22 protein-coding genes are annotated in these 23,600 nt (G+C 72.2%); 15 read left to right on the forward strand and 7 right to left on the reverse strand.

What is annotated here, in order from left to right; genetic code table 11:
* Positions 1–46 precede the first annotated feature (46 nt).
* From AC1DQF_RS01775 to AC1DQF_RS01785, 3 genes are all read left to right on the forward strand, one after another.
* Complete coding sequence (locus AC1DQF_RS01775) at positions 47–1,834, forward strand: acetyl/propionyl/methylcrotonyl-CoA carboxylase subunit alpha (RefSeq protein ID WP_477523490.1); 1,788 nt, start codon at positions 47–49, stop codon at positions 1,832–1,834.
* A gap of 64 nt (positions 1,835–1,898) precedes the next feature.
* On the forward strand, positions 1,899–2,522 hold the full coding sequence (locus AC1DQF_RS01780) for a TetR/AcrR family transcriptional regulator (protein ID WP_477523491.1): 624 nt from the start codon (positions 1,899–1,901) through the stop codon (positions 2,520–2,522).
* A complete protein-coding gene (locus AC1DQF_RS01785) occupies positions 2,519–4,213 on the forward strand; it encodes an FAD-binding dehydrogenase (RefSeq protein WP_477523492.1) in 1,695 nt (564 codons plus the stop codon). Before AC1DQF_RS01780 ends, AC1DQF_RS01785 begins: the two co-directional genes overlap by 4 nt.
* 6 nt (positions 4,214–4,219) lie before the next feature.
* Here the strand turns inward: AC1DQF_RS01785 and AC1DQF_RS01790 are convergent, their stop codons facing one another.
* Positions 4,220–4,927: a TetR/AcrR family transcriptional regulator gene (locus AC1DQF_RS01790; RefSeq protein ID WP_477523493.1), complete on the reverse strand. Its 708-nt coding sequence runs from the start codon at positions 4,925–4,927 to the stop codon at positions 4,220–4,222.
* Between the two features lie 122 nt (positions 4,928–5,049).
* Here AC1DQF_RS01790 and AC1DQF_RS01795 point away from each other — a divergent pair, with 122 nt between their 5' ends.
* Entirely contained in the window at positions 5,050–5,988 is a 939-nt protein-coding gene (locus AC1DQF_RS01795; protein ID WP_477523494.1) for an NAD-dependent epimerase/dehydratase family protein, read from the forward strand.
* A gap of 1 nt (position 5,989) precedes the next feature.
* On the opposite strand, the gene AC1DQF_RS01800 is transcribed toward AC1DQF_RS01795, so the two are convergent.
* Positions 5,990–6,952, reverse strand: a complete 963-nt coding sequence (locus tag AC1DQF_RS01800; protein ID WP_477523495.1) for an SGNH/GDSL hydrolase family protein — start codon at positions 6,950–6,952, stop codon at positions 5,990–5,992.
* Positions 6,953–7,046: 94 nt separating this feature from the next.
* Here AC1DQF_RS01800 and AC1DQF_RS01805 point away from each other — a divergent pair, with 94 nt between their 5' ends.
* Entirely contained in the window at positions 7,047–10,439 is a 3,393-nt protein-coding gene (locus AC1DQF_RS01805; protein ID WP_477523496.1) for a pyruvate carboxylase, read from the forward strand.
* A gap of 6 nt (positions 10,440–10,445) precedes the next feature.
* Here the strand turns inward: AC1DQF_RS01805 and AC1DQF_RS01810 are convergent, their stop codons facing one another.
* Positions 10,446–11,684, reverse strand: a complete 1,239-nt coding sequence (locus AC1DQF_RS01810; RefSeq protein ID WP_477523497.1) for a SpoIID/LytB domain-containing protein — start codon at positions 11,682–11,684, stop codon at positions 10,446–10,448.
* 182 nt (positions 11,685–11,866) lie between these two features.
* Positions 11,867–12,418: a hypothetical protein gene (locus AC1DQF_RS01815; RefSeq protein WP_477523498.1), complete on the reverse strand. Its 552-nt coding sequence runs from the start codon at positions 12,416–12,418 to the stop codon at positions 11,867–11,869.
* Positions 12,419–12,498: 80 nt separating this feature from the next.
* Here AC1DQF_RS01815 and AC1DQF_RS01820 point away from each other — a divergent pair, with 80 nt between their 5' ends.
* From AC1DQF_RS01820 to AC1DQF_RS01830, 3 genes are read left to right on the forward strand one after another with little or no spacing between them, the layout of a single operon-like run.
* Positions 12,499–12,996: a hypothetical protein gene (locus AC1DQF_RS01820; RefSeq protein ID WP_477523499.1), complete on the forward strand. Its 498-nt coding sequence runs from the start codon at positions 12,499–12,501 to the stop codon at positions 12,994–12,996.
* 1 nt (position 12,997) lies between these two features.
* A complete protein-coding gene (locus tag AC1DQF_RS01825) occupies positions 12,998–13,315 on the forward strand; it encodes a hypothetical protein (RefSeq protein WP_477523500.1) in 318 nt (105 codons plus the stop codon).
* A complete protein-coding gene (locus AC1DQF_RS01830) occupies positions 13,312–14,136 on the forward strand; it encodes a WXG100 family type VII secretion target (RefSeq protein WP_477523501.1) in 825 nt (274 codons plus the stop codon). Before AC1DQF_RS01825 ends, AC1DQF_RS01830 begins: the two co-directional genes overlap by 4 nt.
* 18 nt (positions 14,137–14,154) lie before the next feature.
* Here the strand turns inward: AC1DQF_RS01830 and AC1DQF_RS01835 are convergent, their stop codons facing one another.
* Together AC1DQF_RS01835 and lpdA are read right to left on the reverse strand one after the other, a co-directional pair.
* Entirely contained in the window at positions 14,155–15,549 is a 1,395-nt protein-coding gene (locus AC1DQF_RS01835) for an NAD(P)H-quinone dehydrogenase (protein WP_477523502.1), read from the reverse strand.
* A complete protein-coding gene (gene lpdA / locus AC1DQF_RS01840) occupies positions 15,549–16,952 on the reverse strand; it encodes a dihydrolipoyl dehydrogenase (RefSeq protein ID WP_477523503.1) in 1,404 nt (467 codons plus the stop codon). The genes AC1DQF_RS01835 and lpdA overlap by 1 nt, the downstream gene beginning before the upstream one ends.
* 46 nt (positions 16,953–16,998) lie before the next feature.
* On the opposite strand from lpdA, the gene AC1DQF_RS01845 reads away from it, so the two are divergent.
* Positions 16,999–17,451 carry a gamma-glutamylcyclotransferase gene (locus tag AC1DQF_RS01845; RefSeq protein WP_477523504.1) on the forward strand — a complete coding sequence of 151 codons (453 nt, stop codon included), beginning with the start codon at positions 16,999–17,001 and terminating at the stop codon, positions 17,449–17,451.
* Between the two features lie 14 nt (positions 17,452–17,465).
* Here AC1DQF_RS01845 and AC1DQF_RS01850 read toward each other — a convergent pair whose 3' ends face one another.
* Positions 17,466–17,936 carry an NUDIX hydrolase gene (locus AC1DQF_RS01850; RefSeq protein ID WP_477523505.1) on the reverse strand — a complete coding sequence of 157 codons (471 nt, stop codon included), beginning with the start codon at positions 17,934–17,936 and terminating at the stop codon, positions 17,466–17,468.
* On the opposite strand from AC1DQF_RS01850, the gene AC1DQF_RS01855 reads away from it, so the two are divergent.
* From AC1DQF_RS01855 to AC1DQF_RS01880, 6 genes are all read left to right on the forward strand, one after another.
* Positions 17,935–18,765, forward strand: coding sequence for a purine-nucleoside phosphorylase (locus AC1DQF_RS01855; RefSeq protein WP_477523506.1), 831 nt, complete (start codon positions 17,935–17,937; stop codon positions 18,763–18,765). The two genes, AC1DQF_RS01850 and AC1DQF_RS01855, sit on opposite strands and share 2 nt — an antisense overlap.
* 15 nt (positions 18,766–18,780) lie before the next feature.
* Entirely contained in the window at positions 18,781–19,575 is a 795-nt protein-coding gene (locus tag AC1DQF_RS01860) for an NAD-dependent epimerase/dehydratase family protein (protein WP_477523507.1), read from the forward strand.
* Between the two features lie 62 nt (positions 19,576–19,637).
* On the forward strand, positions 19,638–20,519 hold the full coding sequence (locus AC1DQF_RS01865; RefSeq protein ID WP_477523508.1) for a phosphotransferase enzyme family protein: 882 nt from the start codon (positions 19,638–19,640) through the stop codon (positions 20,517–20,519).
* Positions 20,520–20,541: 22 nt separating this feature from the next.
* Positions 20,542–22,149: an AMP-binding protein gene (locus tag AC1DQF_RS01870; RefSeq protein WP_477523509.1), complete on the forward strand. Its 1,608-nt coding sequence runs from the start codon at positions 20,542–20,544 to the stop codon at positions 22,147–22,149.
* 41 nt (positions 22,150–22,190) lie between these two features.
* Positions 22,191–22,568 carry a MerR family transcriptional regulator gene (locus AC1DQF_RS01875; RefSeq protein ID WP_477523510.1) on the forward strand — a complete coding sequence of 126 codons (378 nt, stop codon included), beginning with the start codon at positions 22,191–22,193 and terminating at the stop codon, positions 22,566–22,568.
* Between the two features lie 33 nt (positions 22,569–22,601).
* Positions 22,602–23,585, forward strand: coding sequence for an aldo/keto reductase (locus tag AC1DQF_RS01880; protein ID WP_477523511.1), 984 nt, complete (start codon positions 22,602–22,604; stop codon positions 23,583–23,585).
* Positions 23,586–23,600: the final 15 nt, after the last annotated feature.

Here is a 23,600-nt window from a genome sequence, read left to right on the forward strand (position 1 = left end):
CGATAGTGTGCCCGCGGCATCGCAGGCAGCAGACTTGGAGTGTTCCGTGGCTGATCATCAGGGATTGCAGAAGGTCCTCATCGCCAACCGTGGTGAGATCGCAGTGCGCGTCATCCGCGCCTGCAAGGACGCCGGCATCGGGAGCGTGGCCGTCTACGCGGACCCCGACCGTGACGCCCTCTTCGTCAAGCTCGCCGACGAGGCCCACTCGCTCGAGGGGTCCACCCCGGCGGAGTCCTACCTCGACATCGCCAAGATCGTCGCGGTGGCGCAGAAGTCCGGCGCCGACTCGGTCCACCCCGGCTACGGCTTCCTCGCCGAGAACGCCGACTTCGCGCGCGCCGTGATCGACGCCGGCCTCATCTGGATCGGCCCGCCGCCAGAGGCCATCGAGAACCTCGGTGACAAGGTCAAGGCCCGCCACATCGCGGAGAAGGTCGGCGCCCCGCTCGCGCCCGGCACCAAGGACCCGCTCGCCAACGCCGACGAGGCCGTCGCCTTCGCCGAGGAGCACGGCCTGCCGATCGCGATCAAGGCCGCCTTCGGTGGCGGCGGTCGCGGCCTCAAGGTCGCCAAGGAGCTCTCCGAGGTCGCCGACGCCTTCGACTCCGCGGTCCGCGAGGCGGTCACCGCCTTCGGTCGCGGCGAGTGCTTCGTGGAGAAGTTCCTCGACCAGCCCCGCCACGTCGAGACCCAGTGCCTCGCCGACCAGCACGGCAACGTCGTCGTGGTCTCGACCCGCGACTGCTCGCTGCAGCGCCGCCACCAGAAGCTCGTGGAGGAGGCGCCCGCGCCGTTCCTCAGCGAGGACCAGCTGACCCGGCTCTACGAGTCGTCCAAGGCCATCCTCAAGGAGGCCGGCTACGTCGGCGCCGGCACCTGCGAGTTCCTCGTGGCCAAGGACGGCACCATCTCCTTCCTCGAGGTCAACACCCGCCTCCAGGTCGAGCACCCGGTCTCCGAGGAGGTCACCGGCATCGACCTGGTCCGCGAGATGTTCCGCATCGCTGCCGGCGAGGAGCTCGGCTACGACGACCCCGAGATCCGCGGCCACTCCATCGAGTTCCGCATCAACGCCGAGGACGGCGGCCGCAACTTCATGCCCGCCCCCGGCACGCTCTCCACGTGGGCCCCGCCGAGCGGCCCGGGCGTCCGCGTCGACGGCGGCTACCTCGAGGGCGAGACCATCCCCGGCTCCTTCGACTCCCTCGTCGCCAAGCTCATCGTCACCGGCCGCGACCGCACCCAGGCGCTCGAGCGCTCGCGTCGTGCGCTGGCCGAGTTCGTCGTCGACGGCATGCCCACGGTCATCCCCTTCCACCAGGCCGTGGTGAGCGACCCGGCGTACGTCGGTGCCTCGACGCCGTCCGGCGAGGGCGAGTTCACCGTCTACACGACCTGGATCGAGACCGACTTCGACAACCAGATCGAGCCGTACGCCGGTGGCCACGCCGAGGCCGACGAGCCCGGCGAGCGCCAGCGGGTCACCGTCGAGGTCGGYGGGCGCCGTCTCGAGGTCGTGCTCCCCGCGGGCCTCGGCGGACTCTCGACGGGCGGAGGCAACGGTGCCGCCAAGAAGCCGAAGCGGGCGGCCAAGAAGGCCGGCGGCGCCGCGTCGGGCGACGCGGTGACCAGCCCCATGCAGGGCACCATCGTCAAGGTCGCCGTCACCGAGGGCCAGGAGGTCGCCGAGGGCGACGTCGTGGTGGTCATGGAGGCCATGAAGATGGAGCAGCCGCTCAAGGCCCACAAGTCCGGGACCGTCACCGGCCTCCAGGCCGAGGTCGGCGCCACGGTCACCAACGGCGCGGTCATCTGCGAGCTGAAGGACTGACGCGCGGCGGTCGACCCGCGGTCCATAGATAGCGAGTGCTCACTTTTTATGTGACACTCGGGTGGTGACCACCCCTCGTCGGACGCAGGCCGAACGTCGCGACGCGACCATCACGCGTCTCCTCGACGCCACCGTCGACTGCCTGGCGACGCGCGGGTACGCCGCGACGACCACCTCCGCCGTGGCCGCGGCGGCAGGCGTGAGCCAGGGTGCACTGTTCCGGCACTTCCCCACCCGCCAGGACCTCCTGGTCGCCACCGCCGAGGCGGTGGCCGAGCGCAACGTGGCCGCCTTCCGCGGCCTGGCAGATCCGACCCCGGACGTCGGGGCCGTCGCCGCCGTGCTGGGGCACCTGCGCGCGGTGGTCCTCTCCCCCGCCAACCAGACGTGGCGCGAGCTGCTCGTGGCGGCCCGGGCCGACCCGGGGCTGCGGCTCGCGCTGCTCCCGGCCCGCGAGGGACTCCAGGAGCAGATGCTCGCGGCGGCCACCGACCTGTGGGGCGACCTCCTGCCGCCGCAGGACCTGCCCGCGGTGCTCAGCATCGTCGTCAACTTCCTCGACGGGCTGGCCTTCTCGGCCCTCGACCCCGACCCGTCCACACCGCCCGGTCGCACCGTCGAGCGCTCCCTGGTGCTGCTGGCCCACCTGATCGTCGACCGCCACCCCGCCACCGAGGAGACCCCGTGACCCAGACCCCCTTCGAGCCCGACGTCATCGTCGTCGGCGCCGGCCTCGCCGGCCTCGTCGCCACCCATGAGCTCGCCCTCGCCGGGCGTCGGGTGCTGGTGCTCGACCAGGAGAACCGGCACAACCTCGGCGGCCAGGCCTGGTGGTCCCTCGGCGGACTGTTGTTCGTCGACTCACCCGAGCAGCGCCGGATGGGGATCAAGGACTCCCCGGAGCTCGCCCTGCAGGACTGGCTGGGCAGCGCCCAGTTCGACCGGCTCGGCGACGGCACCGGCGGCCCCGGCCGCGGGGAGGACCACTGGCCGCGGAGGTGGGCGGAGGCCTACGTGCGGTTCGCCCACGAGGAGAAGCGCGACTACCTGCGCGCCCTCGGCCTCCGGTCCCTGCCGTTCGTCGGCTGGGCCGAACGAGGGGACGGGCGCGCCACGGGCCACGGCAACTCCGTCCCGCGCTTCCACCTCACCTGGGGCACCGGCCCCGAGGTCGTCCGCGTCTTCGCCGAGCCCGTGCTCGCGGCCGAGGCCGCCGGCCTGGTGCGGTTCGCGTTCCGCCACCAGGTCGACGAGCTGGTCGTCCGCGACGGCGCGGTCGTCGGCGTACGCGGCACGGTCCTGGCCCCGGACGACTCCGCGCGCGGTGTGGCGTCCGGACGGGAGCCCGCGGGCGACTTCGCACTGGAGGCCGGCGCGATCGTCGTCACGAGTGGTGGGATCGGCCACAACCACGCGCTGATGCGCCGCAGCTGGCCGACCGCGCGCGTCGGCCCGGCGCCCACGCACATGATCAGCGGCGTCCCCGCCCATGTGGACGGTCGGATGCAGGCCATCTCCGAGGCGGCCGGCGCCACCATGGTCAACCGGGACCGGATGTGGGCCTACGTCGAGGGCATCCACAACTGGGACCCGGTCTGGCCCGACCACGCCATCCGGATCCTGCCCGGCCCGTCATCGATGTGGTTCGACGCGGAGGGTCGGCGCCTCGAGGGGATGTCGGGCGTGCCCGGCGCGGACTCGATCGGCGCGATGAAGCAGATCCTGGCCGCCGGGCACGACTACTCCTGGTTCGTGCTGACCCAGTCGATCATCGAGAAGGAGTTCGCCCTCTCCGGCTCCGAGCAGAACCCCGACATCACCGGCAAGGACCTGACGTTCCTGGCGAAGACCCGGCTCGCCAAGGGCGCCCCCGGCCCGGTCGAGGCGTTCAAGGAGCACGGCGAGGACTTCGTCGTGGCCGACACCCTCGAGGAGCTGGTCGCCGGGATGAACGCGATCGCCCGGGGCCCGGCGCTCGACGTCGCGGAGATCGAGCGCCACATCGTCGCGCGCGACCGCGAGATGGACAACGCCTTCACCAAGGACATCCAGGTCATGGCGATCCACAACGCCCGGCGCAGCCGCACCGACAAGCTGATCCGGGTCGCCAAGCCCCACAAGATCCTCGACCCCGCGCACGGTCCGCTCATCGCGGTCCGGCTCAACATCCTCTCCCGCAAGACCCTCGGCGGGCTGGAGACCGACCTCGAGGGCCGGTGCCTCGACGGGGCCGGACGACCGGTCCCCGGCCTGTACGCCGCCGGCGAGGTCGCCGGGTTCGGCGGCGGCGGGGTGCACGGCCACAACGCGCTGGAGGGGACCTTCCTGGGCGGCTGCATCTTCAGCGGCCGGGCTGTCGGCCGGTCRCTGGCGCGCTGAGGAGCGTCAGCCGCCGTCCAGCCCCACGGTCCCGGCGAGCACCCCCAGGTGGTGCTCGAAGAGGTCCTGCGGCCGGCCGAGGGTGTCCGCGCCGTACTGGCCGAACACCTCCCACGACACGCACCCGAACAGCGCCGCCCACGCGAACAGCCCGCGCGCGACGAGCTCGTCGGGGGCAGTGAGGCCCATCTCGCGACGCAGCCGGGCCAGGTCCCGCGACAGCCGCCTCGGCGAGACCGACGTGTCGTCGACGGCGGTCGCGCCCGCCCGCCAGGCGTCCTCCCACACCTCGACGAGCCGGGTGATGACGCGCGTGCCCGGGCCGGTCGTCTGCTCCGCGGGAGCCGCGTAGCCGGGCACCGGGCTGCCGAAGAGCAGGGCGTACGTCGCCGGCTCGGCCAGCGCCCAGGCCCGCACCGCCCGGCCGATCGCCCGCATCCGGCCGTCGTGGTCGGCCCGGTCCACGCGCTCGAGGGCGGCGTCCACGGCGTCGCCCAGCTCGTCGTACCCGTCGACGACGAGGAGGGTGAGGAGCTCGTCCCGGCTGCCGACGTAGCGGTAGACCGCCGACGACACGACCCCGAGGTCGCGGGCCACCGCTCGCAGCGAGAGCGCGGCCGCGCCGTCGGTGGCGAGGTGGCTGCGGCCGATCCGGACGATGTCGCGCATCGTCTGCTCGCGTGCCCGGGCCCTCGGCGTGGTGGCGTCGCTCATGTGCCGAGCATGCCACATGAGCGAGCATGCGTACTCGAAGTGAGCAGTGCTCTTGCTATATGCGCGCGGCGAGCGCATGCTGGACGTAACGAGAGCACCGCTCTCTCAACCCAGGAGTCACCATGAACGCCATCCACGTCGTCACCGGAGCCGGTCCCGTCGGCTCGACCGTCGCGCTGCAGCTCGCCGAGTCGGGCCAGCAGGTGCGACTGCTCACCCGCTCCGGCAGCGGACCGGACCACCCCCTCGTCGAGCGCCGGCGCGTCGACGTCTCCCGCCCAGAGCAGCTCGACGAGGCCTTCGCCGGAGCGGTCGCGGTCCACCACTGCATCCACGGCTCGCGGTACGACGCCCGCACCTGGGCGGCCGAGCTCCCCGTCGCCGAGCGTCACGTCCTGGCCGCCGCCGGGCGCGCCGGGGCCGTGGTGGTGTTCCCCGAGAGCCTCTACTCCTACGGGCCGGTGGACGGCCCCCTCACCGAGGACTCCCCCCGCGCCGCCACCACCGGCAAGCTCGGCGTGCGCACGGAGCTGCTGGCCCAGCGGGCCGCGTCGGAGACCCCCACGGTGAGCGTGGCCGCGTCGGACTTCTACGGTCCGCTCGTCCGCAACGCCCACGCGGGCGAGCGGCTGGTGCCGACGGTGCTCGCCGGACGGACCATGCGGGTGCTCGGCAGCCTCGACCAGCCGCACTCCTTCACCTACGTGCCCGACCTCGCGGCCGCGATGGTCCGCGCCGCGGCCACGCCGGACCTGTGGGGCTCGTTCCTGCACGCCCCCACGGCTCCCCCTGTCACCCAGCGCGAGCTCGTCGAGCTGGTGGCGGAGGCGGGCGGTGTCCCCGTCCCGCGGATGTCGGCGATCCCCGCCTGGGCGCTGCGGGCGGTGGGGACGGTGTCGCGCGAGTCCCGCGAGCTGGCGGAGACGTCGTACATGTTCACGGCACCGTTCGTCCTCGACTCGTCACGGAGCCAGGAGTGGCTCGGCCTCGCGCCCACGCCGCTCGGCACGGGCATGAAGGAGACCGTCGCCTGGTGGCGCACCGTCGGGACCGACGGCTGACTCAGCCTGCCGCGACCTCGTTGCGGACCACCGCGTCGCGCGGGGGTGACGCCGTCTCGGTGTCGGGAGCCGTGTCGCCGGTGACCGTGCGGAAGACCTCGTCGGCCACGCCACGCATGCCGGCGAGCAGGGGGTGGAAGGGCGCCGCCACGCCCGGTAGTGCCTCGGGGCCGTTGATCCACGCCTCGGGTCCGGCGCAGACGTCGTGGCCCGCGGAGACCTCCTCGAGGTCGACGTACGTCGCTCCGGCCGCCTCGGCACCCGTGCGCAGCGAGTCGTTGAGGCGCTGGGCCACGGTCGCGGCGGTCTCGAGCTGTGCGGGCGGCAGCGGCACCGCCTCGCAGCCGTCCTCGGCGGGCAGCACCTGCGGGTAGCCGACGACGTAGACCTCCGCATCGGGGGCGCGCTCGGAGACCTGGCGCACGGCCCCGGCGACCCGCGCCCGGACCCGGCCGGCGTCGCGGAGCAGACGCTGCTGCAGGCCGGGCGGGCAGGCCTGCGCCCCACCGGGCGCGCAGTCGACGAGCGAGGAGAAGATCCCGAAGTCGTTGCCACCGATGCCCAGCGTCACCAGGTCGGTGTCCTCCGACAACGCGTCGAGCTGGGGCGCGACGCTGGCGCCGCCGATGACCTGCTGGCTCCCGGCCAGGTCGGAGGTGTCGGCCGCCGAGCAGGTCACGTCGCGGTAGGACTCCACCGAGAGCCAGCCGGCCAGGAAGGCCGGGTAGTTGTCGGTCGAGCGCACGCACCCCGACGGGTCCGAGCGCACGGTGGTGATCAGCGGACCGGCGCTGTAGGAGTCACCCATCGCGACGTAGTCGATCTGCTCCGGCAGGTCCCCGAAGGTCGGCGCCGCGGCGTCCGTGAGGTCGGCGGAGCCGTCGGCCCCGGAGCAGGCGGTGGCGGTGAGGACGAGCGCGGCGAGGCCCGCGAGCAGTCGTGGCGAGAGGGAGGACAGGAGCACCGGACGATCATGTCACCGGCGTGGTGAGGCCCTGCGTGCCCGTCCTACGGACCGGTAACGGCCACCCGGACGGCGTACTCGATAGCGTGCCGCCATGTTCTCCAAGGTGCTGGTGGCCAACCGCGGCGAGATCGCGATCCGGGCGTTCCGTGCGGCGTACGAGACCGGGGCGCGCACGGTCGCGGTCTTCGCGCACGAGGACCGCTGGTCCGAGCACCGGCTCAAGGCCGACGAGGCCTACGAGATCGGGGAGCACGGCCACCCGGTGCGGGCCTACCTCGACCCCGACGCGATCGTGGCCGTGGCCCTGCGGGCCGGCGCGGACGCGGTCTACCCGGGCTACGGGTTCCTGTCCGAGAACCCCGCCCTGGCCGAGGCGTGCGCCAACGCCGGCATCACCTTCATCGGCCCTACGGCCGACGTGCTCACCCTGACCGGCAACAAGGCCCGCGCGATCGCCGCCGCCCGGGCGGCCGGCGTGCCCACCCTGACGTCGGTCGACCCGTCCACCGACGTCGAGGCCCTGGTCGCGGCCGCCGAGTCCATCCCGGCTCCGCTCTTCGTCAAGGCCGTCGCCGGCGGCGGCGGTCGGGGCATGCGGCGCGTGGACGACCGCGCCCAGCTGCGCGTGGCCATCGAGACCTGCATGCGGGAGGCCGAGGGCGCCTTCGGCGACCCGACCGTCTTCATCGAGCAGGCGGTCGTCGACCCGCGCCACATCGAGGTGCAGATCCTGGCCGACGGCGAGGGCAACGTCATCCACCTCTTCGAGCGCGACTGCTCGGTCCAGCGCCGGCACCAGAAGGTCGTCGAGATCGCGCCCGCGCCCAACCTCCCCGCCGAGCTGCGGGACCGGATGTGCGCCGACGCGGTCCGCTTCGCCCGCGAGATCGGCTACCGCAACGCGGGCACGGTCGAGTTCCTGCTCGACCCCGCCGGCAACTACGTCTTCATCGAGATGAACCCGCGCATCCAGGTCGAGCACACGGTCACCGAGGAGATCACCGACGTCGACCTCGTCCAGTCGCAGATGAGGATCGCCTCCGGCGAGACGCTGGCCGACCTCGGCCTCTCGCAGGAGGGCATCGTGGTCCGCGGCGCCGCCCTGCAGTGCCGCATCACGACCGAGGACCCCGCCAACGGCTTCCGCCCCGACACCGGCAAGATCACGACCTACCGCTCCCCCGGTGGCGCCGGCGTGCGCATCGACGGCGGCACGACCTACACCGGCGCCGAGGTCAGCGCCCACTTCGACTCGATGCTGGCCAAGCTCACCTGCCGGGGCCGGACCTTCGACAAGGCCGTCGAGCGGGCCCGCCGCGCCGTCGCGGAGTTCCGCATCCGCGGCGTCTCCACCAACATCGCGTTCCTGCAGGCCGTGCTCGACGACCCCGACTTCGCCGCCGGTCGGCTCACCACGGGCTTCATCGAGGACCACCCCCAGCTCCTCTCGGCGCGCGCCTCGGGCGACCGCGGCTCCAAGCTGCTGACCTACCTCGCCGACGTCACCGTCAACCAGCCGCACGGCCCGGCACCGGTGACGGTCGACCCGGTGACCAAGCTGCCGGCCGTGAGCCTCGACGTACCCGCCCCGGACGGCAGCCGGCAGCACCTGCTGCAGGTCGGGCCCGAGGAGTTCGCCCGCGCCCTCCGGGCCCAGGACCGGGTGGCCGTCACCGACACGACCTTCCGCGACGCCCACCAGTCCCTGCTCGCCACCCGGGTGCGCACCCGCGACCTGCTCAGCGTCGCCGGCCACGTGGCCCGCACGACCCCCGAGCTGTGGTCCCTCGAGGCGTGGGGCGGGGCGACGTACGACGTGGCGCTGCGCTTCCTGTCCGAGGACCCGTGGGAGCGGCTGGCGCTGCTACGCCAGGCGGTGCCCAACATCTGCCTCCAGATGCTGCTGCGCGGTCGCAACACGGTCGGCTACACGCCGTACCCGACGGAGGTGACCGAGGCCTTCGTCGCGGAGGCCGCCGAGACCGGCATCGACGTCTTCCGCATCTTCGACGCGCTCAACGACGTCGAGCAGATGCGCCCGGCCATCGAGGCGGTGCGCGCCACCGGCACGACCGTCGCCGAGGTGGCGCTCTGCTACACGGGCGACCTGTCGGACCCCGACGAGACCCTCTACACGCTCGACTACTACCTCGACCTGGCCCGCCGGATCGTCGACGCCGGCGCCCACGTGCTCGCGATCAAGGACATGGCCGGGCTGCTGCGCGTCCCGGCCGCCCGGACCCTGGTCACCGCGCTGCGCGAGGAGTTCGACCTGCCGGTCCACCTGCACACCCACGACACCCCGGGCGGGCAGCTCGCGACCCTGGTCGCGGCGATCGACGCGGGCGTCGACGCCGTCGACGCCGCCTGCGCCTCGATGGCCGGTACGACGTCGCAGCCGCCGCTCTCCGCCCTGGTCTCGGCCACCGACCACGGCCCCCGCGAGACTGGCCTGTCGCTGGCCAGCATCAACGCGCTCGAGCCCTACTGGGAGGCGACCCGCCGCGTCTACGCGCCCTTCGAGTCCGGGCTGCCGGCCCCGACCGGTCGCGTGTACCGCCACGAGATCCCCGGCGGCCAGCTCTCCAACCTGCGCCAGCAGGCGATCGCGCTCGGCCTCGGCGAGAAGTTCGAGCAGGTCGAGGACATGTACGCCGCGGCCAACGACATCCTCGGCAACGTGGTCAAGGTGACCCCGTCGTCCAAGGTCGTCGGTGACCTCGCCCTGCACCTGGTCGCGGTCGGCGCCGACCCGCAGGAGTTCCAGGACGACCCGGGCTCCTTCGACATCCCCGACTCCGTGATCGGCTTCCTCAACGGCGAGCTCGGCGACCCGCCCGGTGGCTGGCCCGAGCCRTTCCGCACCAAGGCGCTCGCCGGTCGCACGTGGAGGAAGCCGACCGCCGACCTGACCCCCGAGCAGTCCGCCGGCCTCGCCTCGGGCTCGTCGCGGGAGCGGCGCGACACCCTCAACCAGCTGCTCTTCGCCGGGCCGACGAAGGACTTCAAGGAGTCCCGGCAGACGTACGGCGACCTGTCCGTGCTGCCCACCATCGACTACCTCTACGGGCTGCGACGCGGCCAGGAGCACGTCGTCGACCTCGACGAGGGCAAGCGCCTGCTCATCGGCCTCGAGGCGATCAGCGATCCCGACGAGCGCGGCATCCGCACCGTCATGTGCACGCTCAACGGCCAGATGCGCCCGGTCGGGGTCCGCGACCGCAACGTCGCCTCCGAGGTGGCGGCCGCGGAGAAGGCCGACGCCTCGCACGGCGGCCACGTGGCGGCGCCCTTCGACGGGGTGGTCACGGTCGGCGTCGCCGAGGGCGACACCGTCGAGGCCGGGCAGACCGTCGCGACCATCGAGGCGATGAAGATGGAGGCCTCCATCACCGCGCCGCGCGCCGGGACCGTGGAGCGGATCGCGGTCCCGGGCACCCAGGCCGTCGAGGGTGGCGACCTGGTGCTGGTGCTCAAGGACTGAGCGGGGTCAGTCCCGGGTGCGCGCGCTCAGCGGGGCCACGGTGACGGTGAACCACGACGACCGCAGGCCCAGGATGGAGCGCAGGGTGTCGCCGGTGACGGCCGCTCGGCCCCGGGTGCCGACGAGCGTCATGTCCTGCACCCGGCCGCCCCAGTCGCCGTTGCCGTCCCGGCCTGCGATCTCGATCGAGGTCAGGTCGCCGATCGCCGGGTAGTGGCGCTCGAGCGCGGAGTCGTTGACCGTCATGGTCCAGTCGTGGACGCCGTTGCCGTCCCACCCGTCGTACGGGTCCTCCTGGGCGACGAGGTAGGGCGTGGACCCGGCGGAGGTCCACCCGCCGCTGCTGGCGGAGAACTGCGTGAAGGCGGGTCGACCCTCGTAGGTGAGGCCCTGGCGTGCGGTGTCGCGGATCGCCTGGGTGGCCGCGGGGTGCTCGGCGCCGAGCCCTCCGTAGACCTGGCACTGGGAGGTGTCGCAGATCTGGTAGTGCCGGGCGTTGGGGTGCGAACGCTCGGCCGCGGCGTACGTGCGTGCGGCGACCGCCTGCGCCCGCACCGCGTCCGGGCTCCACGACGCCGGGATCTCGAGCGGTACGACGCCGCGCAGGTAGGACTCCATGCTCAGGATGTTGACGGTGTCGCGCGCGGTGCCACCGGGGACGGGCGAGGCCGAGCGCAGCCGGCCGCGGAAGGACCTGGCACCGGACGGGGTGATGAGCGTGAGCCTCTTCTTCGCCGCCGAGAACTCCGCGTCGCCGCGGAAGACCTTCCACGTGCGCCAGCCGCCGGACTTCACGAACTGGACCTGCGAGCGACCACCGGCCAGCCCGTTGACCCGCCACTGCCGCGCCCCGTTGGCCGGGAGCGCCCAGGTCTTGCGGGGGGCCAGCCGGGTGACGGCCAGCCCCTGCTGCGCGGCCACCACGACGTCGTCGGTGGTGTCCCCGGTCAGCCACACCGAGATCTGTCCCCGCATCTCGCCCCACGCGGTGCCGGGGTAGTAGAAGCCGATGATCTGCTGCCACGTGAGGCCCTGGCGGGCCGCACCCTCGGCGCCGTACTGCGACATCCCGTGGCCGTGGCCGAAGCCGTGGCCCGTGAGGGTGATCGTCGAGGGGCCGGAGACTGCGTACACCTCGGACCTGCGGCTGGCCGTCGACGGGGCAGCGGACATCGCCACCGTCAGCACGGACGCGACCAGGACGGTCGCGCCGAGGGAGGCGAGCGGGCGGGTGGGACGGCGCATCCGGTGCGTCTCCTGAGTCGGGTGGGACTGGCGTGACGCTCGATGACACCACGCGTCACAGGAGCCCACAACCGGACTGCGATAACTACATCCCTGTACTTCCGGCCTGCGCTCCACCATCAACGGCCCGAACGGCCCGTACGGCTGACCCCGGCTGCTGGGGCGGGCCGTACCAGGTTCACCTAGGAGGACGCGCCCTCGAGCTCGCTGCGCACGGCCTCGACGAGGTCGCCCGACGCCTCGTCCGCGGCGTCGGCGTCGTCCGCCGGGGTGACCAGCTGGACCCACACCACGCTGTAGCTGTCGGGCAGCCTGGTCAGCGTGGTCACGGTCCGGGTGCCGTCCGCCTCCCGGGTCGCGGTGCATTCGTCCCCCGTGTCGAGGAACTCCCCCTCGGTGCGCACGTTGCCGCACCGCTCCGCATACAGGTCGGCCGTGAACCCGGTGGCCGACTCGGCATCGCCGCCGCCCAGGCTGTCGACGGACAGCTCGATCCCGCTGGTCGCGTCCGACGACAGGGTGCAGCGCGCCGAGTTGATGGGCCCGTCGTTGTCGGTCGAGTGGGTGTCCTCCGCGAGCTGCCAGCGGTCCAGCTGCGCGGCCGGCACGACCTCGCACAGGTTGTCCGGCAGCTGGGCCGCCGTGACGGTCCCGCTGTCGTCCTCCGAGCAGCCGCCCAGCAGCAGGAGGAGGGGGAGGAGGAGTCCGAGCACCACCGTCATCGCCTTGGTCACGGCCGAACTCTGGCACGCTCCGCGCGGTCGGACCACCTCAGCACGTTTCAGCGTGCTGCGCCGTGGGGAGGAACCGGCACATGACCACCACCGCCACCGACCGGCACGACACGCTCGAGGTGACCCTCGAGCCGTCGCGCCGCATCACCCGCGTGCGAGTCCACGACGTCGACCGTCTCCGCACACCCGACGCCCTCAGCAGCTCGCTCCTCGGCGCGTTCCAGGCGGCCGACGGCCAGCTCACCCTCGACACGCTCGAGGAGGCCGGCACCGCCGACGACTTCCTCGCCGAGGTCGAGCGCAGCTTCGCCGAGCGCCCGGGCCTGCGGACCCCGCGCGTGGGCGACGTGTCGTACGCCGCCTACCGTGCCGACCGCCTGGGCGGGGCGGCTCCGGTCACGCCGCGCGTGACGGTGACCGGGGTGTCGCGCAACGGCTACCTCCGGATCACCCGGGACGCCGACGGGGGCCTGCTCACCGTCGACGCCGACGCCGAGTGGCTCTCCGGGGCACGCACCGAGTTCCTCGAGGACGCGATCATCCAGGCGACCACCGCCGACCCGGACGGGAGTGCATGACATGGGTATCAAGGAGGACCGCGACGCCCTGATGGCGGCGGCAGCCGGCTGGGAGGGCATCGCCACCGAGTTCGTCGGTGCCCGGGCCGACATCATGCGGGGTCGGGGCCGAGGCTCCGAGTTCGGCCTGCTGGCCACCTCGGCCAACATCGGCGAGGCACACGACGACTTCATCGAGTCGATGTTCCAGGCCATGCTCACCGCCCAGCAGACCATGTTCGACATCGCCGCCGCCCTCCAGACGACGGCCAAGGACTTCGGTGCGACCGACGCCGACGTCGCCGACACCTTCCACAACCCCGACGGGACGCCGCGATGACCGACTACGCGCACCACCCCGACTTCCGCCTCGACGTCGAGGAGAAGATGACGGAGTACGCCGACAAGCTGAACGAGGGCCTCGAGTGGGTCAGCGCCCAGTGGGAGAAGTGCATCATGGACAGCAACTGGGGCTGGCTCAGCCCCGGTCTCAAGGCGGCCTACGAGGCGGCCAAGAACAGCTGCGAGAACAAGATGCAGGAGCTCGTCACCGAGTTCGAGACCAAGGCCAAGGAGATCTGGGACGAGGTCGACAACGTGACCGGCGACCCGTTCGAGCTGATGGCGATGAACGCGTCGTACATCTCCGCGGCCGGCGCGCTCCGGGACGAGAAGACGGTCATGGAGCGCCTGAAGACGAGCGTGGGCACGCACTGGGAGGGCGACGCGTACGACGCCTACTCCAACATGATCGGCGAGCAGGTCGCGGCCATCGCCGGCATGGACTCCGGCATCGTGTCGGCCGCCACCGCGTGCTCCGAGGGCGCCAAGCAGATCAACGACATCTGGAACGACATCGTGGCGGCGATCCTCGACTACGCCGGCTCGATCGTGGACGCCATCAAGGAGGGCACCGACGCCGGCCAGTGGGTCACCCTGGACACCGGCCCGGCGCTCAAGGTGATCCTCGACGCCGTGCTGGCCGTGGCCAGCCTGGCGCTGGCCCTGGAGAAGTACTGGGCCGAGAACGCCACCGTGAAGACGAGCATGTGGCGCGTCCTCAACTCGGGGCTGGACGGCCTGGACGCCAACAACGACTGGCCGCGCATCAAGTACTACACCGACTCGATGGACGACAAGGGAGGGTGGGGGCCGAAGTAGCCCCCGCCCGCCCGGGCGTCAGACCCGGTGCAGCCGCCGGGCCGCCTCGGCGATCGACCCGCTCATCGACGGGTAGACCGTGAACGCCTGGGCCAGCTGGTCGGCCGTCAGCGACTCGGCCACCGCGATCGACACGGGGTGGATGAGCTCGGAGGCCCGCGGCCCCACGACCACTCCCCCGACGATGATGCCGGTGCCGGGTCGGATGAAGAGCTTGACGAAGCCGTCGCGCACGCCCTGCATCTTGGCGCGGGCGTTGCCGGCCAGGGGCAGGGTCACCACCTCGGCCTGGATCTCGCCCTCCTCGACCGACTTCTGCGACCAGCCGACCGTGGCGATCTCCGGTGACGTGAAGACGTTGGAGGAGACCTTCTTGAGGTCCAGCGGCGAGACCGCGTCGCCGAGGAAGTGCCACATGGCGATCCGGCCCTGCATGGCCGCCACGGAGGCGAGCATGAGGATGCCGGTGCAGTCGCCCGCGGCGTACACGCCCCGCGCGGAGGTGCGCGAGACGCGATCGACGGTGATGAAGCCGGCGGCATCGGTGGCGACACCCGCGTCCTCGAGCCCGAGGTCCGCGGTGTTGGGGACCGAGCCCAGCGCCAGGATGCAGTGCGAGCCGGTGACGATGCGCCCGTCGGTGAGGGTGACGGTGACGGTGTCGCCGTCGCGGGTCACCGACTGCATGCGGGACTGCCCGAGCACCTCCATGCCGCGCCGGGTCGCCACCTCCTCCAGGACCGCGGATGCGTCGGCGTCCTCGCCGGGCAGCACCCGGTCGCGGGAGCTGACCAGGGTGACCGGGATCCCGAGGGCGAGGTAGGCGCTGGCGAACTCGGCGCCGGTGACGCCGGAGCCCACGACGATGAGCTTCTCCGGCACCTCGTCGAGGTCGTAGACCTGCTCCCAGGTGAGGATCCGCTCGCCGTCGGGCTGCGCGGACTCGAGCGTGCGGGGAGCCGCCCCGGTGGCGAGGAGGATCGCGTCGGCCTCGAGCGTCTCCTCGGAGCCGTCGGGCAGGGTCGCCACCACGGTCATCCGGGGGGCCAGGCGACCGCGACCACGCACGACGCGGACGCCGTCACGGTCCAGGCGGGCCGCGATGTCGGCCGACTGGTCGGCCGCCAGCTGCTTGACGCGCGCGTTGACCTTGCCCAGGTCGACCCGGATGGTGGTCGCCGCGTCGCCCTCCTGATCGGCGAAGTCGATGCCCAGCTCCGCCGACTCCGACACCTCGGTCATCAGCTCCGCGGTGGCGATGAGGGTCTTGGAGGGCACGCAGTCGGTGAGGACCGCGGAACCGCCCACCCCGTCGGTGTCGACGATGGTGACCTCGGCGCCGAGCTGGGCGGCCACGTGGGCCGCCTCGTAGCCGCCGGGGCCGCCGCCGACGATGACGACGCGGTCCGCCATCAGAGGTTGATCATGTGACCGGCGATGCCGTGCACGGCTTCCTTGACGGCCTCGGTCAGCGTCGGGTGCGCGAAGACGTTGCGCGCCACCTCGTCGGCGGTCAGGTCCCACTGCTGGGCCAGGGTCAGGACGGGCAGCAGCTCGGTGACGCCGGGGCCGATGATGTGGGCGCCGAGGATCTCGTTGTGCTCGGCGTCGGCCACCACCTTGACGAAGCCGAACGCCTCGCCGAGGCCCATCGCCTTGCCGTTGGCGGTGAACGGGAACGACGAGGTCTTCACGTCGTACCCCTTCTCCTTGGCCTGGGCCTCGGAGTAGCCGAAGGAGGCGATCTGCGGCATGCAGTAGGTGGCGCGCGGGACCATGTCGTAGTTGATCGGCATGGTCTCGGCGTCGTTGATCGTCTCGGCCGCCACCACGCCCATCGCCTCGGCGACGTGGGYCAGCATCATCTTGCCGGTGCAGTCGCCGATGGCGTAGACACCCTCGACGTTGGTGCGCATGTAGTCGTCGATCTTGACCGCACCCCGCTCGGTGAGCTCGACGCCCGCGGCCTCGAGGCCGTAGCCCTCGACGCGCGGCGCGAACCCGAACGCGGCCAGGAACTTGTCGGCCTCCAGCACCTGGGTGTCGCCGCCGGCGGCGGGCGCGACGGTGACCTTGACGCCGGAGCCGGTGTCCTCGACGCCCTTGACGGCCGTGCTGGTGAGCACCTTCACGCCGAGCTTCTTGTAGTGCTTGGCGAGCTCCTTGGAGATGTCGGCGTCCTCGGTGGGCACCATCCGGTCGAGGAACTCCACGATGGTGACGTCGACACCGAAGTTGGCCATCACGTAGGCGAACTCGACGCCGATCGCGCCCGAGCCGCCGATGACGATGGACTTCGGGAGCTGGTCGGTGAGGATCTGCTCCTCGTAGGTCACCACGTTGTCGCTGAGGGTCACGCCCGGCACGAGCCGGACGGTGGCGCCGGTGGCGATGATGAGGTTGTCGCAGGTGTAGGACGTGACGTTGCCGTCGTCGTCCTTGACGTCGAGGCTCTTCGGGCCGGTGAGGGTGCCCCAGCCGTCGACCTCGGTGATCTTGTTCTTCTTCATCAGGAAGTGGACGCCCTTGACGATCCCGGCGCTCACGTCGCGCGAGCGCTTGTGGGTCGGTCCGAACGACATGGTGGCGTCACCCTCGATACCGAACTTGGCCTTCTCGTGCTGGAGCGTGTGCGCCAGCTCGGCGTTCTTCAGCAGGGCCTTGGACGGGATGCACCCGACGTTGAGGCAGACACCTCCCCAGTACTTCTTCTCGACCACTGCCACCTTCTGGCCGAGCTGGGAGGCGCGGATGGYGGCGACGTAGCCACCGGGGCCGGCGCCGAGGACAAGGGTGTCGAAGTGCGTGTCGGTCACGGGCCACAGACTAGCCCTCGGCCCCGACGTCGCTAGCCTTGGCCGGGTGACCTTGTACGCCGCCTACGGGACCAACCTCGACCCCGCCCGCATGAGCGAGCGCTGTCCCCACTCCCCGCTGCGCTCCACGGGCTGGCTGACGGGGTGGCGGCTGACCTTCGGCGGCGAGGAGCACGGCTGGGACGGAGCCCTCGCGACGATCGTCGAGGACCCCATCGAGCAGGTCTTCGTCGCGGTCTACGACGTCACGTCCGAGGACGAGACCGAGCTCGACCGCTGGGAGTCCGCCGACACCGGGCTCTACCGCAAGACCCGGGTGCGGGTCTCGACGATGTCAGGCGAGCAGGTGGTCTGGGCCTACGTCCTGGACGCCTACGAGGGCGGGCTGCCGAGTGCGTCGTACCTCGGGGTGCTGGCCGACGCCGCCGAGGCCGCCGACGCGCCGGTCGACTACGTCGGCGCCCTGCGCCGGCGTTCCTGCCGGTCGACGGGGCTCTGACCGGCCGCCAGGTCTCAGCGGGCGGCGAGGAGCGCGGCGAGCGCGACGTCGACGATCCCGGACCGCGGCAGGTCGGGCACCGCGGCGATCGGCACCCACTCCGCACGATCGGTGGACCCGCCCACCTCGAGGGTCCCGAGCGAGCCGCCGACGATCCGTGCGGTGTGCACGACCCGCAGCGAGCGCACCCAGCGGTCCGTCTCGGTGGTCCGCTCGCCGGGAGGAACGAGGTGCGAGTCCACGACCAGCAGTCCGGTGGACACCACGTCGAACCCCGTCTCCTCCCGCACCTCGCGGACCATGCCCTGCTCCGCCGTCTCGGGCAGGTCCACCCCGCCACCGGGCAACGACCACCCGGGCTCACCGTGGCCCTCGCCGTTCCACCAGGCCAGCAGGACGCGGTCGCCGTCCACGATCACGGCGTACGCCCCGAGCCGGGTGTCGTAGTCGCCGAACTCGAGGTCACGGGGGGCTGCCTCACTCATGGCGCAAGCCAACCACGGCCCTAGGATCACCCCCGTGACCGACCACAAGACTCTCGCCCAGGACGCCGCCGCCACCCTCGCCGAGCTCACCGGCGTCGAGCGGCACGACATCGCCCTCGTCCTCGGCTCCGGCTGGCTGCCCGCCGTCGACGCCCTCGGCGAGGCCACCGCGGAGATCGCCACCACCGACCTCCCGGGCTTCCACGCCGCCGGGGTGGTCGGGCACTCGGGCAAGATCCGCAGCCTCGAGGTCGCCGGCCGGCGCGTCCTGGTGTTCCTCAGCCGCACGCACTTCTACGAGGGCAAGGGCGTCGGCGCCGTCGTCCACCCCGTGCGTACGGCGGCCGCGGCCGGCTGCCGCGCCATCGTGCTGACCAACGGGTGCGGCGGTCTCAAGGAGACCTTCGAGCCGGGCCAGCCCGTGCTCATCTCCGACCACATCAACCTCACGGCGACCAGCCCCATCGAGGGCGCCAACTTCGTGGACCTCACCGACCTCTACAGCCCGCGGCTGCGCGGGCTGTGCCGGGAGATCGACCCGACCCTCGACGAGGGCGTCTACGTGCAGTTCCCCGGCCCGCACTACGAGACCCCGGCCGAGATCGGCATGGTCCGCGCCATCGGCGGCCACCTCGTGGGCATGTCGACCACCCTCGAGGCGATCGCCGCCCGCGAGGCCGGCATGGAGGTGCTCGGCATCAGCCTGGTCACCAACCTGGCCGCCGGGATCAGCGGCGAGCCGCTCAACCACGAGGAGGTCCTCGAGGCGGGCAAGGCGGCCGCGTCGCGGATGGGTGACCTGCTCGGCCAGATCGTCCCCCGCATCTGATGAACGGAGCCTGACATGCGCATCCTCGTCACCGGCGCGGCCGGCTCCATCGGCCGCGTCGTCACCCTCGGCCTGTGCGACCGCGACCACGAGGTCGTCGGACTCGACCTGGTGCCGGAGCCGGAGGGCTTCACGGGCACCTGGCACACGGTCGACTGCAGCGACCCCGACGCCGTGATGGCCGTCTTCGACGCCGAGCGCCTCGATGCGGTCGTCCACCTCGCCGGCCACCCGGACGAGGCCTCGCTGCCGGCCTCCCTGACCTCGCACGTCGTCACCACCGCGGCCCTGCTCGACGCCATGGTCGAGCACCGGGTCTCCCGGATCGTCTACGCCTCGTCCAACCACGCGGTCGGCCGCACCCCACGCCGCGACCTCGTCTCCGACGACGCCCGCCCCCGCCCCGACACGTTCTACGGCGTCGGCAAGGTCGCCGCCGAGGCCGTGCTGTCGTTGTACGCCGACCGGTACGCCGTCGACGCCGTCGCCTGCCGGATCGGGTCCTTCCTCGACGAGCCCGCTACCCGCCGTGCCCTGTCCACCTGGCTCTCGCACGACGACTGCGTGCGCATGGTCGAGGCTGCCCTCACCGCCCCCTCCCCCGGCTTCGCGGTCATGTACGGCATCAGCGCCAACACCCGCGCGTGGTGGGACCTGGAGCCGGGTCGTCGCCTGGGCTACGACCCCCTGGACGACGCCGAGGCGTTCGCCGACCGCATCCCGGAGCGTCCCGAGGACGACGACGAGGCGGCGTACGTCGGTGGGCCGTTCGCGCTCGAGCAGTTCCACCGCCCCGCCCTCGGCGACTGACCCCCGCCTCGTCATCGGCACGTCGGGGTGATGTCGAGCCGCCACGTGCGAGGGTGTCCGGCGTGATCGACGTCGCCGGCCTCCTGCTGACCCACTGGGACATGGACGTGGCCGCCGCCCGCCCGCTGGACGGCGGCATCAACTCCCAGACCTGGCTGGTCGAGCACGACGGAGCGAGCTACGTCGCCAAGCACGTGCCGGCACCCGCCGCCGCCGACCTGGTCGCCGGGTGCGAGGTGGCAGCGGCGCTCGCGGACTCCGGCTTCGTCACCGGTCGCCCCGTGCCGACGACCGACGGCAGGCTGGTGCTGGCCGACCCTCCCCTGGCCCTGCTCGAGCACGTGCCCGGCCGGGAGCTCGACGGCGAGACCGACGACGAGCAGCACTGGATGGCAGCCACGCTCGCTGGCATCCACCTCGCCGGCCGCCCGACGAGGGGTGACGCGACCGGCGCCTTCATGACCGACTGGCTCGCCTCGGCCCTCCCCGAGATCACGGCGCACCCGTGGCTCGCCCGAGCCGTGGAGGCGGTCCGTGCCGAGACCGATCCGTTGACCCTCACCTGGTCCGGCCTCCACACCGACCCGGCGCCCGAGGCCTTCGTGCACGACGACACCACCGGGGTCACCGGCCTCATCGACTGGACCGGGGCCCGGCGGGGACCCGTCCTGTACGACGTGGCCTCCGCGGTGATGTACCTGGGCGGGAGCGACGCGGCCCGACCGTTCCTCGACACCTACCGGAGGCACGGCCCGCTCGACGACGCGGAGCTCCAGCGCCTCGACGCCTTCCGTCGCTTCCGGGAGGCGGTGCAGGGCTCCTACTTCGCGCGCCGGCTGGCCAACCACGACCTCACCGGCGGGATCGACCCGGCAGAGAACGAGAAGGGACTCGACGACGCGCGCCGCCGCCTGGCCGAGCTGGGACGCCCCTCGACGACGTGACCCCGGTCACTAGGGTGGCGGCATGGACGCACACGCCGTCGGAGAGACCACGCCCGCCCTGCTGGAGGAGACGATCGGGGCGTGCCTGACCCGCACGGTCGAGAAGCATCCCGACCACGAGGCGCTGGTCGAGGTCAGCACCGGGCGGCGGTGGACGTGGTCCGAGCTGGATGCCGACGTACGCCGGCTGGCCCAGGGCCTGCTCGCCGGCGGGACCGCCCAGGGCGACCGGGTCGGGATCTGGGCGCCCAACTGCGCCGAGTGGACGGTCGTCCAGCTCGCCACCGCGCGCATCGGCGCCGTCCTGGTGACCATCAACCCGGCGTACCGCACCCACGAGCTGGCCTTCGTCCTCAACCAGGCGGGCATCAGCCACCTCTTCCTCGCCGAGAGCTTCAAGTCGAGCGACTACGTGTCGATGCTCGGCGAGGTGCGCGCGGAGTGCACCGCCCTGAGGGCCAGCACGGTCCTCGGCGGCCCGGAGTGGGACGACCTGCTGGCCACCGGCGACACCGTCGACGCCGCCGACCTCGACGCCCGCGAGGCCACCCTCGACCCCCACGACGCGATCAACATCCAGTACACGTCGGGCACGACCGGGTTCCCCAAGGGCGCGACCCTCAGCCACCGCAACATCCTCAACAACGGCTGGTTCGTCGGGGAGATCTGTCGCTACACCCACGAGGACCGGATCTGCATCCCGGTGCCGTTCTACCACTGCTTCGGGATGGTGATGGGCAACCTCGCGGCCCTGACCCACGGCGCCACGATGGTCATCCCCGCCCCCGGCTTCGACCCCGCGCTGACCCTCGCCGCGGTCGCGCAGGAGCGCTGCACCAGCCTGTACGGCGTACCGACCATGTTCATCGCGGAGTGGGCGCTGCCGGACTTCGCGTCGTACGACCTGTCGTCGGTGCGCACGGGGATCATGGCCGGCTCCCCCTGCCCCGCGGAGATGATGCGCAAGCTCATCGACGCCGGCATCGGCGAGATGACGATCTGCTACGGCATGACCGAGACCTCCCCGGTGTCCACCCAGACCCGCACCGACGACGACTTCGACGTCAAGGTCGGCACCGTCGGTCGCGTCGGCCCCCACCTCGAGGTCAAGGTCGTCGACCCGCTCACCGACGAGACCCTCCCGCGCGGAGAGGCGGGCGAGCTCGCGACCAAGGGCTACTCGGTGATGCTCGGCTACTGGGACGAGCCGGAGAAGACCGCCGAGGTGCTGCGCGACGGCTGGATGCACACCGGCGACCTCGCCGTGATGGACGAGGCCGGCAACCTCTCCATCACCGGCCGGATCAAGGACATGGTCATCCGCGGCGGGGAGAACGTCTACCCGCGCGAGATCGAGGAGTTCCTCTACACGCACCCCGACATCGAGGACGTGCAGGTCATCGGCGTCCCCGACGAGAAGTACGGCGAGGAGCTCTGCGCCTGGGTCCGGATGCGTCCCGGCGTCGCGCCGCTCGACGCGCCGGCGCTGCGGGAGTTCGCCACCGGCAAGCTGGCGCACTTCAAGATCCCCCGCTACGTCGTGGTCGTCGACGAGTTCCCGATGACGGTCACCGGCAAGGTCCGCAAGGTCGAGATGCGCACCGCGTCCACCCGCCTCCTGGGCCTGTGAGCAGGACTTGCGAACGCCGCACGACCCCGCAGACTGGACCCATGAGCCTGACCATCGCCGAGGCCGCCGAGCGCACCGGCCTCACCGCCCACACGCTGCGCTACTACGAGCGCGACGGCCTGATGCGCACGCCCGTGCGCCGCTCCACGTCCGGCCACCGCGCCTACGACGACGCCGACCTGGCGTGGATCACGCTGATCTCCAAGCTGCGCTCCACCGGCATGCCGATCCGCGACGTCAAGCGGTACGCCGACCTGGTCCGGGCCGGGTCCGGCAACGAGGCCGAGCGCCTGGACCTGCTCCGCGCCCACCGCGAGCGCGTGCTGCGACGGCTCGACGAGGTCCGTGACCACCTCAGCGCCATCGACCACAAGGTCGAGCTCTACGAGCAGGCCGCCGGCGTCGCCCGCATCGCTTGACTTCGAGCGCGCTCCAAGGCGTTGACTCGGGTCATGACCATCCAGAAGCGACAGCTCGGCGACCTGACCGTCTCGACCATGGGCCTCGGCTGCATGGGGATGAGCGAGTTCTACGGCTCGGCCGACGAGCAGCAGGGCCTCGACACCATCCACCGCGCCCTCGACCTCGGCGTGACCTTCCTCGACACCGCCGACATGTACGGCCCGTTCACCAACGAGCAGCTGGTCGGCAAGGCCATCGCCGGCCGCCGTGACGAGGTGCAGCTGGCCACCAAGTTCGGCAACGAGCGCAAGCCCGACGGCACCCGCGTCGGCATCAACGGCAAGCCGGAGTACGTCCGCGCGGCCTGCGACGCCAGCCTCCAGCGTCTCGGGGTCGACCACATCGACCTCTACTACCAGCACCGCGTCGACAAGTCCGTCCCGATCGAGGAGACCGTGGGCGCCATGGCCGAGCTCGTGGAGGCCGGCAAGGTCCGCCACCTCGGGCTGTCGGAGGCCTCCGCGGCCAACATCCGCAAGGCGCACGCGACGCACCCGATCACCGCGCTGCAGACGGAGTACTCGCTGTTCACCCGCGACCTCGAGGACGAGATCCTCCCCGTCCTGCGCGAGCTCTCGATCGGCCTGGTCCCCTACTCGCCGCTCGGTCGAGGCATCCTCACCGGCGCCATCCGCCCCGGCACCCTGTCCGAGGGCGACTCCCGCAACAGCGCCTACTTCCCCCGCCTCAACGGGGAGGGGCTCGACGCCAACCTCGCGCTCGTCGACCGGATCGCGGCCATCGCCGACGAGAAGGGCGCCACCCCCGGCCAGCTCGCCCTCGCCTGGGTGCTCGCCCAGGGCGACGACGTCGTGCCGATCCCCGGCACCAAGCGGGTGGCCTACCTCGAGGAGAACGTCGGCGCGGCCGACGTGCAGCTCACCGCCGACGACCTCGCGGCCCTCGACGCGGCGGTGCCGCGCGACGCCGTCGTCGGTGCGCGGTACGGCGACATGTCCAGCATCGACGCCTGACCCTCCCGGCAGGGA

Source organism: Nocardioides sp. P4_G4 (assembly GCF_056401085.1).

Excerpts from the sequence above, each read along its gene's own strand:
- AC1DQF_RS01790 (WP_477523493.1), bottom strand. The coding sequence starts at position 4,927 with ATGAGCGACGCCACCACGCCGAGGGCCCGGGCACGCGAGCAGACGATG.
- AC1DQF_RS01795 (WP_477523494.1), top strand. The coding sequence starts at position 5,050 with ATGAACGCCATCCACGTCGTCACCGGAGCCGGTCCCGTCGGCTCGACC.
- AC1DQF_RS01810 (WP_477523497.1), bottom strand. The coding sequence starts at position 11,684 with ATGCGCCGTCCCACCCGCCCGCTCGCCTCCCTCGGCGCGACCGTCCTG.
- AC1DQF_RS01820 (WP_477523499.1), top strand. The coding sequence starts at position 12,499 with ATGACCACCACCGCCACCGACCGGCACGACACGCTCGAGGTGACCCTC.
- AC1DQF_RS01825 (WP_477523500.1), top strand. The coding sequence starts at position 12,998 with ATGGGTATCAAGGAGGACCGCGACGCCCTGATGGCGGCGGCAGCCGGC.
- AC1DQF_RS01830 (WP_477523501.1), top strand. The coding sequence starts at position 13,312 with ATGACCGACTACGCGCACCACCCCGACTTCCGCCTCGACGTCGAGGAG.
- AC1DQF_RS01835 (WP_477523502.1), bottom strand. The coding sequence starts at position 15,549 with ATGGCGGACCGCGTCGTCATCGTCGGCGGCGGCCCCGGCGGCTACGAG.
- AC1DQF_RS01855 (WP_477523506.1), top strand. The coding sequence starts at position 17,935 with ATGGCGCAAGCCAACCACGGCCCTAGGATCACCCCCGTGACCGACCAC.
- AC1DQF_RS01850 (WP_477523505.1), bottom strand. The coding sequence starts at position 17,936 with ATGAGTGAGGCAGCCCCCCGTGACCTCGAGTTCGGCGACTACGACACC.
- AC1DQF_RS01860 (WP_477523507.1), top strand. The coding sequence starts at position 18,781 with ATGCGCATCCTCGTCACCGGCGCGGCCGGCTCCATCGGCCGCGTCGTC.
- AC1DQF_RS01870 (WP_477523509.1), top strand. The coding sequence starts at position 20,542 with ATGGACGCACACGCCGTCGGAGAGACCACGCCCGCCCTGCTGGAGGAG.
- AC1DQF_RS01875 (WP_477523510.1), top strand. The coding sequence starts at position 22,191 with ATGAGCCTGACCATCGCCGAGGCCGCCGAGCGCACCGGCCTCACCGCC.
- AC1DQF_RS01880 (WP_477523511.1), top strand. The coding sequence starts at position 22,602 with ATGACCATCCAGAAGCGACAGCTCGGCGACCTGACCGTCTCGACCATG.